Raw genomic sequence first — 9,208 nt, forward strand, 5'->3', positions numbered from 1 at the left:
GGTAATTACAACGAATTGTACGGTAATGCGTAATTTAGATAGAAGGCCCGCGATAGCCGGGATAACCACACTCTCCGATTGATGCTCGTGGTGATCCACCAGCCGTTTAGCCATAGCCTGGGGCATCCTCACTTGATCGGCCGCACCGGCAGCGAGAGCTGCAGGGCGACGCGACCTGACGAAGTCACTGTTGTGGATAGCGCGCCCCGCTCCAGCTTCGCCAGCCGTTGAGCCAAAAAAAAACCCAAGGCCGCGCCGCATTCTACGATAGCACCCGACTTGCCATCCATCATGAGCCCCGCTGATGGTTCATTCGCCATTGCATCCGGGCCGGCCCAGAGCCCAAGGCGCGCCCATTTTGCATCTGTGCTCCCGTCAGTGGAGAGGCCCATGCCAAGCGTGGTGTTGTGGGAGGGGTGAGCGAGCAGCAACCCGGCAGAGAGTTCCAAAATCCGCGCCACACGCTCGCGATCGGCCAAAATTGCGACCTCTGGCAATGTCTGGTCAATCCGTAAGGCGCAGGCCGGATGGGCCTGGGCAACCCGGTTCAGCACGCCAGTGGCCAGGGGGGCGAGGTCAAGGGCAGTCTGCGTTCCCGGGGCCTCAAGGGTGAAGGCGTGGAGCAGTTCTTCTAACCGCAAAACCCCTGCCTCCAATTCGTGCAAGTCTTGGAATCCACTGGCCGCCTTCAGCCGCGGTAGAATCTCGGCCAAGCATGGCGCAATCTCTGGCGGCATGGCGCCGCTGGCAATCTTGGCAGCCAGCGCAGCATTGGTCGTCTCGAGCCTCGCCAACAGGCTTGCGGAGGGTTGTGCGCCATTCGACAGACTATGCGCTTGCATCCGCCGGGCCCTTGCCCGTGCGGCGGCCACATCAACGGCTTTGGCTATCTCATGGAGGCGGAAAGGCTTTGTCAGAAAATCTGATGCACCAGCCCTTTCGGCTCTTGCTGCATCCTCGGTGGAGGCATTGCCGGAAATAACGACGACCTCAATCGCGCGCCGCTCGTCGGTCTCGCGGGAAATTTCTTCGGCGAGTTCGAGCCCCTCTTCCCCGGCCAGGCGGACATCGGTGATGACCACCTCAATATCCCCCCGCGCGGCCAATTGCCGGCGCGCCTCGGTTGCGGAGTAGACCGAGGCAACGGCGAAACCCAGAATCCTGAGGCCCTGCGCCAATTGGTCCGCCAGCTCGACCTCGTCATCCACCACCAGCACGTGCCGTTGATGTGGGTCAGACTGGACTGCAGCGGTTGGCGACACGGCCGTCAAAGCACACATCAGCCCACTCCGATAAAGAGAAACCCAGGCAACATGCCGATCGACTCGCTGAACGCCTGCCTCGTCAGTCTTCGTTCATGCGCATGATGACTAAAATACACATTTTTACGCATTTTTGAAGACACAAAATTCATCCCTGCGTTTCAAAAAAGCACACCCTGGGGGCTTGGGGCTCGACATCTCTCCACCCACCCCCACCCAAACGCGCGCAGCTCCCACCGCAGGCCTCTCTTTGCCCAAACACAAGGCGGCCGAACACAATCCGCCCAAACACAACCCGGAGGAATAATTCCCATTCCTCAATACGCAATTCAATATGCTGGATGCGGCATTCCAGTGGCAAGCGCCAATGATGTGCATAACGAGGCAAATGAGCCAGGCAGCATCCTGGCTTTGCGCTATTTTTGGGCAATGTCTCACGCTGGGATGCAACCCATGGCGCCGCCGCTCTTCTGTGCGCGGGCCATGCTGAGGCTGGTGGCGACAGCAGCCGCGGCGCTGGCGTAGCGGGCGGTATCAATGCCTTCACCGCCCTCGAGTGCATCATTGCCCGCGCCGGCATCGGGCGTGTCGTCATCCGCAGTGCCAGACAGCACATTGTTGTTGCCATCACCCAAAATAATCTGACCGATAGCCATGGCGTTGTTCCTGCGTGACCACCCAGAATGCCGTGTACCCAAGTTAAATGAAAAATCTAATAGCGTTTTGAGCCTCTGTGATAACGAAAGACAATCAATGAATTTGCGGCCCTTGGCGTGTTTCGGGGCGGTTGCGCGAGCCGGCCGCGAAGCGCAGCGACATTCGTGGCCAAGGCACTGGCTTTCTGTTTTCCCGCATTTTCCGGTCCGCCTTGCGAGGCCGCAAGGCTTGAAAATGCTATGAACTGCAAACCGGTTGCCACACCTTATTGAATGTAGCAGCCTAATGTTCCATGGTGCGCCATCGGCCCGCCAACCCACCGCCGCCCAGGCCGGCCCGTTTGACAGGCAGCAATATAGGTGAAGTTTTTGCGCCCGCCCCCTAAAAATCAATTTAATGTGCTACCGACCAGTCGCTTTATGTTTTTAGTTATATTTATAGTATTTCCGATATTTGTATTTATTGGCATGTACGGCATAATTTTAGTTGCCGCGTATCTCGGAAATTTTGATAAAATTTTTACGTTGTCCGATAATTGGCAATACCCCATAGTAACAATACTCGGTAAACCAATGATTATATTTTTTGTACCCGTGGTGATAATTGTAAACTACATCACATACATTTCTATAATAAGATTTCTCCAGCGTGAGCGTCGAGAATATTTTGGCAAAGTAGAACTTATTATTGAAAGTCTGCCAGCGAGCCTATTCCTTCGGCAGGTCAACGGCGATGGCAGCTCACAATTGATATATCGGGGCGGCCGATATCATGAGGTCTACCGCACCCGCGATGATGATGCTCGTTTCGATGGCGATATTTTTTCCCTCTCGGTCGGCTATCAAAAAGCTGTTGAAACCTATCTGGCATGCCTCAGGGATGGCGAGACGGTGTTGGAATGGGTGTTCCTGCGCCCCGATAAGCCGAGTTGCTGGATCCGCTCCTATTTCAAAACGGTGAGCCTTGATGGCAATGGCGGCGGTGAAATCATCGGCTTTGGCCTCAATATTGACCGCGAGCGGGAAGTAGCCCTGCGCAACGTCCACGCCATTCGCATGAGTTCGATGGGCGAAATGGCCTCCTCCATCGCGCATGAACTCAAGCAACCGCTACAAACCTTGTCGCTTGCGGCGGAAATCACGATGATGCAATCGGTCGGCCACCCTGTTCCGGCGATCAATACGCAGTTGGAGACCATCATCAACCAGGCCCGGCGGGCAGCGGATGTCATCGAGCATTTGCGGCGGTTTTCCCGCGGCGATGTGCCCAATGAGCCACCCCGCCCGGTTGATCTGCGCAAGGCGATCGAAGGCGCATTGGCGCTGGTCGGCGCGTATCTGCGCGCCTCGGGCATTACCGTGACATTCAATGACAACACGAATATTACCCTGCTGGCGCATGAGATTTCCCTGCAACAGGCCCTCACCAACATCTTTATCAATGCACGCGACGCCATGCATGATCTGCCGCCGGGCAAAATCCGGCAATTGCGGATCGCCACCCGGCGCCGGGGCGACCAATTGGCCGAAATCACCATCAGCGACACCGGAGGCGGCATAGACCCCTCGATCTTGCCACGGCTTTTCCAACCCTTCGTGACCACCAAAAGCACGGATGCCGGCACCGGCCTCGGCTTGTCGATCTGCCACGGCTTGCTCACTGCGATGTCGTTCAAGATCAGCGCCCACAACACCGCAGAGGGCGCGCAATTCACCATCACCGGCCCGGCAGAGCGGGCCTCGGCCGGGCAAATCCAGTCTCCATCCACCGGGGTTTGACACGCCGCCATCCCGCCCGCTGCGCCCCTACCCTTTGTCACTGGGCTGGGGCACATCATATTGCTGCCGACCCTAGGAGTATCCCGCATGACCGATCAGGTCCCCGTCACCGTCCTCACCGGCTATCTTGGCGCTGGCAAGACCACGTTGCTCAATCGCATCCTCACGGAAAACCATGGCAAGAAATACGCCGTGGTGATCAACGAGTTCGGCGAACTCGGCGTTGATAACGACCTCGTGGTGGATGCCGATGAGGAAGTCTTTGAGATGAACAATGGGTGCATTTGCTGCACCGTGCGTGGCGACCTGATCCGCATCGTCGCGGGCCTGATGAAGCGGCGGGAGAAATTCGATGGCATCATCGTCGAGACGACAGGCTTGGCCGACCCGGCCCCGGTGGCGCAGACCTTCTTCGCCGATGAGGATGTGAAGCGCGCCGCCAAGCTGGACAGCATCGTCACCGTCGTCGATGCCAAGAACCTCGCCGCCCGCCTGGCCGATAGCCGCGAGGCCGAGGAACAGATCGCCTTTGCCGACCTCATCCTGCTCAATAAGATGGACCTGGTGAATGCGGAGGAGGCGGCCGAGGTTGAGCGCCGCATCCGCGCCATCAACCCCTGGGCCGAGATTATCCGCAGCACGAAATCCGACGCGCCGGTTACCAGCGTCATTGGCCGCGACAGTTTCAACCTGGAGAAGATCCTCGAGCGCGAGCCGGATTTCCTCTCGGGCGAGGACAATCACAGCCACGATACCGAGGTGCTCAGCGTCTCCTTCAAGGTGGAAAACCCGATCGATCCCGAGCGCTTCAACGCCTGGATCACCCAGCTTCTGGCCGCCAAGGGGCAGGATTTGCTGCGGACCAAGGGCATCCTGGCCTATGCCAATGATGATAGGCGCTTCGCCTTCCAGGCGGTGCATATGCTGGCCGATGGCGACTACATCCGCAAATGGCGCGATGATGAACCGCGGCATTCGCGCATCGTCTTCATTGGCCGCGACCTGAACCGCCCGCAACTGCGCCGCGGCTTTGAGGCCTGCCAGGTGGGCGCGCCATCGAGCAATTACGAGGCAGAACTCACCCGCTGGAGCCCGCCTTCGTGAGCGAGACGGCAGAGCATGATTTCCTCTTCGCCGGCCGCGGCGATGGACGGGAATTGGGCGCCTATGTGGTGGCGGTGGATTTCTGCCGCGCCAGCGGTGCGGCGGGCTTTGGCCTGGGCGATGGCAGCGTGCATATCGGCCCGGCCTTCACCGCCCATCAGGCGCATAAGGGCGCGGTGCTGAGCCTTTGCGCCGATGTGACATCCGGCTTCCTCACCGGCGGCGATGACGGCAAGCTGGCCCATACCGGAACCGAAAGCACGGTGCTGGCAGATTATGGCAGCCGCTGGGTTGAGCATGTGGCGGCCCATCCTGAGGGCGTGCGCGCGGCCTCGGTTGGCCGGGCGCTGCATCTGCTGGATGGCGCTGGCAAGCCGCTGAAATCCCTGGCGCATCCTTCCACTGTTGCCGGCATCGCCATCGACGCCAAGGGCAAGCGGGTGGCGGCGAGCCATTACAATGGCGCCTCGCTGTGGTTTGTGGGCGCGAAAGAGGACAAGCCCCGCCTGCTGGAATGGAAAGGCAGCCACGCCGCCATCGCCTTCAGCCCCGATGGCACCCATGTGGTGACGGCGATGCAGGAGATGTCGCTGCATGGCTGGCGCCTGGCCGATGGCCAGCACATGCGCATGTCGGGCTATCCGGCCAAGACGCATTTCCTCTCCTTCACCGCCAAGGGCCGCTGGCTGGCGACCTCGGGGGCGGAGAGTGTTGTACTCTGGCCGTTTTTCGGCGGCGGGCCGATGGGCAAGGCGCCGAGCGAATTGGCCGGTGGCGATGATGTGATGTGCACCGCCGTCGTCTGCCACCCCCAGCATGAGGTTGTGGCGGCGGGTTTCGGCGATGGGTTGGTGCTGATCGCCGAAATCGCCTCGGGCAAGGTGGTGCCGGTGGCGCCACCCGGCAGAGGCGGCATTTCCGCCCTGCGCTGGAACGCCAATGGCAGCATGCTGGCCTTTGGCACCGATAAGGGGTTTTGCGGCACTGTGGATTTGGCCAAGCGATGACAATTCTCACCACCTCTCACCTCACCATGCCCGCCATTGGCCTGGGCACCTGGCCGATGAAGGGCGCGGAATGCGAGGGCGCTATCGAAACCGCGCTGGCCATGGGCTATCGCCATATCGACACCGCCGAGATGTATGGCAATGAGGTTGAGGTCGGCCGGGCGCTGGCGGCCAACCCGGTGCCGCGTGGCGAGATTTTTCTCACCACCAAGGGCTGGTGGGACAAGCCGGATGGACCGGCGCTGCGCGCCGCCTGCGAGGCGAGCCTGGAGCGGCTGAAAACCCCCTATCTTGATCTCTACCTGATCCATTGGCCCTCGCCGCAACTCAACCTGGCCTCGGCCCTTGAGGGGCTGGCACGGATCAGGGCTGATGGGCTGGCGCGCGCCGTGGGGGTTGCGAATTTTCCGGCAGGGCTGCTGCGCGCGGCGCTGGATTTGAACATCGCACCGCTCGCCTGCAACCAGGTGGAGCATCACCCGCTGCTGCCGCAGGCGCCGCTCCTGAAGATGTGCGCGGCCCATGACATGGTGCTGACCTCCTACTCGCCGCTGGGCAAGGGTGAGGTGCCGGCGCATCCCGCGCTGGGCCCCATCGCCGCGCGGCTGGGCTGCACGGCGGCGCAGGTCACATTGGCCTGGGCGCTGGCGCAGGGGCCGGTTTCGGTCATTCCCAAGGCGGCCAGCGCGGCGCGGCAGGCGGAAAATCTGGGCGCGGCCGGTATCACGCTTTCGGCGGCAGATCTGGCCACGATCAGCGCGATCACCGAGCGCCGCCGCTTCGTCAACCCGGGTTTCGCTCCGGATTGGGCGGCCTGACACTTGCCCTCCGCCCCCTCTTTGGGCGATAGGGCGGCTCCACCATGCAGGGATCTTATGATGGCCGAACAGGATGAGGACGAGACGCCGGAACTGGGCATCCCGCTCGAAACCGTCGCCACCATAGCCGACCTCCTCAATGCGCTTGAGGATGACGACCTCGATGAGGATGACGACCTCGACGAAGAGGATGAGGACGACGCCGAAGACGAGGACGTCAACGAGGAACTGGTCGAGGAGTTGGTGAACGAGTTGAGCGAGCCTGAACAGGCCGCCCTGGTGGCCCTGGCCCTGGTTGGCCGCGGTGATCACGAGCCTGAGGAATGGGCCGAAGCGGTGAAGGCCGCCGCCTTGCGCAACGCCAAATCCGACCCGGCGCAGTATCTTCTGGGCCTTGAAGGCGCGGGCTATCTGCTGGGCGAGGGGCTGGCGGCGTTTGGCATCTCGCTTGACGAGATTGAACGGTGAGCGGGTTGCGGATGATGCGCCCGCTGGGCGTCAGCCTTCTGCTGCTGGCGGCCTGTGCCGATGCGCCCCCACCCCCCGCGGTGGTGGGCAGCGTGCCCCCGCCCCCGCCCTCGCGCTTCGATGGCACTTATCGCGGCATGGCCACGCGCAGCTTCGGCACGGCCAATGATTGCGGCCGGCCCAGCGGCCAGCTTTACATGATCCTGGCGCAGGGCCGCGCCACGGGCTCGCTGCCCGCAAGTGGCGAGGCGCGCGGCGTGGTCAGCAGCGATGGCAGCCTGACATTGCGCGCCACGCTTGATGCCACCCAGCGTGCAACGGGCCGCATTTCTGACAGCTTCGAGTTCACCGCCCGCTTCCAGACCCGCAATTGCGCCTGGGATATCCGGCTCAATCGCGAAGGCTGAGGGCCGCGCGCCCGGAAGTGCCATAAACCCGCGAAACCTCTCCGAGGAGCATCCATGACCGAACTCTCCCCCGCGGCACTCGACCAACTCTTCCGTGAGGCCCGCACCCATAATGCATGGCAGGACCGCCCGGTGACGGATGAGCAGCTGCATGCGCTTTACGATGTGCTGAAATTCGGCCCCACCAGCGCCAATTCCAGCCCGGCCCGCTTCATTTTTGTCCGCACGCCGGAGGGTAAGGCCAAGCTGAAGGGCTCCCTGAGCCCAGGCAATATCGAGAAGACGATGACCGCGCCGGTCACCGTCATCGTCGCCCATGATCCGAAATTCTACGACCTGCTGCCAAAGCTCTTACCGCATGCCGATGCGAAGAACTGGTTCAGCGGCAATTACTCGCTGGCCGAGCAGACGGCATTTCGCAACGGCACGCTGCAGGGCGGCTATCTGATCATGGCGGCGCGGGCGCTGGGCTTGGATACCGGCCCGATGAGCGGCTTCGATTCTGGCAAGGTGGAGGAGGCCTTCATGACCGATAACGGCTGGAAGGCGAATCTGCTGATCAATATTGGCTATGGCGACCCTGCCGGCCTCTTCCCCCGCAGCCCGCGCCTGGCGTTTGAAGAGGCATGCCGTTTCGCCTGAGCCAGGCCCCGGACAAGAAAAAGGGCCGCACCCGCGAGGGGCGGCCCGTTTATGCCCTGGGTCGCGGATAAGATCAGGTGTTGGAGACGCGCATGGGAGGCGCCACATCATGCTCCCGCGCCGATTGGGCGGCGAGCATGACCCGAAGCGCTGCCTGGCGCCGCAGCGCACCAAGCCGCTGCTCCTCCTTCGCCCGACGCTTTTCATCGAACCAGACGAGCATCAGCGGCACGACCGCGAGCGCGACCATGAACAGCATCAGAATGCCGGGGGCGATGTGCAGTGGGAGCGCAGGCATTGGTCTCTCCAGAATCAGTCAGGCATCGATTCTCGCGCCCAACGCCTTGCTGATGCACCGCATCGTCTGAACCTTCGCTGAGTGCGGTGTTCAGGCGATATTCAGCTTTATGAGGATGTGATGAACGGCATGCGCCGCCAATTTCTTCTTACCCTGGCTGTTCTGCCGGCCCTGGCGCCGATGGCCCTGGCCCAGGACCGCCGCGACCATGAGCGCGCCCGCGTGGCGCTGGAGGCGGGCGAAATCCGCCCTCTCGCCGAATTGCTCGGCGATGTGGAGCGGCGGTTTCATGGGCGGGTGATCGAGGCCGATCTGGACCGTGATGACGGCCAATGGCTTTATGAATTCAAGATTTTGCCGCCCAATGGAAGGATGTTCGTCATTGAGGTGGATGCGGCGACGGGCGCCTTGCTGCGCTCCCGCGGGCAGGTGCAAACGCGGCCTTGAGCCTATTCCGGTCGCAAAGGCTCTAAGCCTTTGTTTGGCGGGCGGATGATGTTCGAGCAGGCTGCTGAAAAGCGCTGATGGCGGGGAAAAGAACGAAAGGGCTTGGCCCCTCGCGCTCTCCCACCAGGGCCGACATGTATAGAGGCGATTTTCCCGGAATTTTAAATAATTATATCAATATCCTAACGAAGGTGCAGGAAACTAAGTTTCCTGCTGGGGTGCGCGACGGGCAAAGCCCCTCGATCTTGTTCCACACGCGCTTAGAGCCTTTTCCGTTCGCCTCGGCTCACTGCACAGGCTCTAAGCTTTTGTTTGACTAG

The 9,208-nt window shown here is 61.3% G+C and carries 11 protein-coding genes; 8 read left to right on the top strand and 3 right to left on the bottom strand.

What is annotated here, in order from left to right; genetic code table 11:
* Positions 1-128 precede the first annotated feature (128 nt).
* Both ABWP84_RS14695 and ABWP84_RS14700 read right to left on the bottom strand, forming a co-directional pair.
* Positions 129-1,280: a response regulator gene (locus ABWP84_RS14695; protein ID WP_353212791.1), complete on the bottom strand. Its 1,152-nt coding sequence runs from the start codon at positions 1,278-1,280 to the stop codon at positions 129-131.
* 416 nt (positions 1,281-1,696) lie between these two features.
* Entirely contained in the window at positions 1,697-1,918 is a 222-nt protein-coding gene (locus ABWP84_RS14700) for a hypothetical protein (RefSeq protein WP_353212792.1), read from the bottom strand.
* A 360-nt stretch (positions 1,919-2,278) separates the two neighbouring features.
* On the opposite strand from ABWP84_RS14700, the gene ABWP84_RS14705 reads away from it, so the two are divergent.
* The 7 genes from ABWP84_RS14705 to ABWP84_RS14735 all read left to right on the top strand — a co-directional run bounded on the left by ABWP84_RS14705 (position 2,279) and on the right by ABWP84_RS14735 (position 8,143).
* Positions 2,279-3,697 carry an ATP-binding protein gene (locus ABWP84_RS14705; RefSeq protein ID WP_353212793.1) on the top strand — a complete coding sequence of 473 codons (1,419 nt, stop codon included), beginning with the start codon at positions 2,279-2,281 and terminating at the stop codon, positions 3,695-3,697.
* An 87-nt stretch (positions 3,698-3,784) separates the two neighbouring features.
* Entirely contained in the window at positions 3,785-4,801 is a 1,017-nt protein-coding gene (locus ABWP84_RS14710; protein WP_353212794.1) for a GTP-binding protein, read from the top strand.
* On the top strand, positions 4,798-5,808 hold the full coding sequence (locus tag ABWP84_RS14715) for a WD40 repeat domain-containing protein (protein ID WP_353212795.1): 1,011 nt from the start codon (positions 4,798-4,800) through the stop codon (positions 5,806-5,808). The genes ABWP84_RS14710 and ABWP84_RS14715 overlap by 4 nt, the downstream gene beginning before the upstream one ends.
* Positions 5,805-6,626 (top strand): aldo/keto reductase, encoded by an 822-nt coding sequence (locus ABWP84_RS14720; protein ID WP_353212796.1) that lies wholly within the window; start codon positions 5,805-5,807, stop codon positions 6,624-6,626. Before ABWP84_RS14715 ends, ABWP84_RS14720 begins: the two co-directional genes overlap by 4 nt.
* A 57-nt stretch (positions 6,627-6,683) precedes the next feature.
* Positions 6,684-7,094, top strand: coding sequence for a DUF3775 domain-containing protein (locus tag ABWP84_RS14725; RefSeq protein ID WP_353212797.1), 411 nt, complete (start codon positions 6,684-6,686; stop codon positions 7,092-7,094).
* A gap of 11 nt (positions 7,095-7,105) precedes the next feature.
* Positions 7,106-7,501 (top strand): hypothetical protein, encoded by a 396-nt coding sequence (locus ABWP84_RS14730; RefSeq protein ID WP_353212798.1) that lies wholly within the window; start codon positions 7,106-7,108, stop codon positions 7,499-7,501.
* Between the two features lie 54 nt (positions 7,502-7,555).
* Positions 7,556-8,143 (top strand): malonic semialdehyde reductase, encoded by a 588-nt coding sequence (locus tag ABWP84_RS14735; protein ID WP_353212799.1) that lies wholly within the window; start codon positions 7,556-7,558, stop codon positions 8,141-8,143.
* Between the two features lie 73 nt (positions 8,144-8,216).
* Here the strand turns inward: ABWP84_RS14735 and ABWP84_RS14740 are convergent, their stop codons facing one another.
* Positions 8,217-8,441: a hypothetical protein gene (locus tag ABWP84_RS14740; protein ID WP_353212800.1), complete on the bottom strand. Its 225-nt coding sequence runs from the start codon at positions 8,439-8,441 to the stop codon at positions 8,217-8,219.
* A gap of 120 nt (positions 8,442-8,561) precedes the next feature.
* Here ABWP84_RS14740 and ABWP84_RS14745 point away from each other — a divergent pair, with 120 nt between their 5' ends.
* Entirely contained in the window at positions 8,562-8,888 is a 327-nt protein-coding gene (locus tag ABWP84_RS14745; RefSeq protein WP_353212801.1) for a PepSY domain-containing protein, read from the top strand.
* Positions 8,889-9,208: the final 320 nt, after the last annotated feature.

Origin of the sequence: Rhodovarius sp. (genome assembly GCF_040399605.1) — a bacterium.
In the GTDB taxonomy this organism is placed as follows: domain Bacteria; phylum Pseudomonadota; class Alphaproteobacteria; order Acetobacterales; family Acetobacteraceae; genus Rhodovarius; species Rhodovarius crocodyli_A.